1 protein-coding gene is annotated in these 1,146 nt (G+C 49.8%); it reads left to right on the top strand.

Annotation, left to right across the window (positions count from 1 at the left end; translation table 11 throughout):
* A partial coding sequence (locus AC5SLM_RS14410) for a VCBS domain-containing protein (protein WP_495251672.1) occupies positions 1 to 1,146 on the top strand: 1,146 nt, incomplete at both ends.

Genomic DNA, 1,146 nt, shown 5'->3' with positions numbered 1-1,146 from the left:
ACGACTCCATCACCACTGGCACTGCCATTGAGGCGGGTAACCTTGATGATGGTACTGTTGTTCCTGCTACGCCAGCCACAGGCACCATGGGCGCAACCGATGTGGATAATGGTGCTGTGTTGACATGGTCAGGCAATGCCTCAGGCACGTACGGAAGCTTTGAGATTGACGCTGAAACAGGCGTTTGGACTTATACTGTAGATGAAACACCAGGCTCTGCGGCGGATAAACTCAAAGAAGGTCAAAGTGTCACAGAAACCTTCACGGTTACGGTTACGGATGAACACGGGGCAACCGATACCCGTGATGTAACTATTACGGTCCTTGGCACCAACGATGCGCCTGTGGCTGTTGCGGATACCAACAGTGTCACTGAAGCAGGAAGTGGTAACTTCTGGGGCGACATCCAACCGGGCAATCCCTTTGCCATCGGTGGCTTGCTTGCCAATGATTACGATGTGGATGGCCATGCCAATCCAATTCTTGCCCTTGATGTGGTTAAAATCACTTCTGACCTTACGGGAAATAGCGATACAACAACGAACTTCTTTGGTAATTTAACCCTTGGTGGTGCTTATGGTGCCTTGGCGGTTAATAAAGCCACGGGTGCTTACATGTACACCCTCAACAATGGAAACGGTGATGTTGGCGCCCTTAACGAAGGCGATACCCTTACAGAAACCTTTACCTACACCATCCGAGATGCCAATGGCGCGATTGCCACATCAACCCTTACTATTACGATTAATGGCACCAACGATGCCCCTGTTATCTCTGGCCAAACAAGCGGAGAAGCTTCAGAAGCAGGTGTGGTGACAGATGGACAAGGAGAAACTACACCAGTAGCCGCTGTACAAGCATTGGGAACATTAACAGCCACCGATGTAGACAATGACACCGTAGAATGGTCAATCCAAGGTACAGGAGAAGGAACCTATGGAACCTTTGCCATCAACCAAGATGGCGAATGGACCTATACGGTCAATCCAGACGTAGGTTCTGCGGCGGATAAATTGGCCCAAGGGGAAGTGAAGTATGAAACCTTTACTGTTGTGGCCAGCGACAACCAACCAGGTAATCCAAAAACCGATACCCAAACGGTGACGATTAAGATTGTAGGCACCAACGATGCGCCTGTGATTTCTG

The organism is Sulfurospirillum sp. HTRB-L1, assembly GCF_059415125.1.
This window is presented reverse-complemented; position numbering and strand designations above follow the sequence as displayed.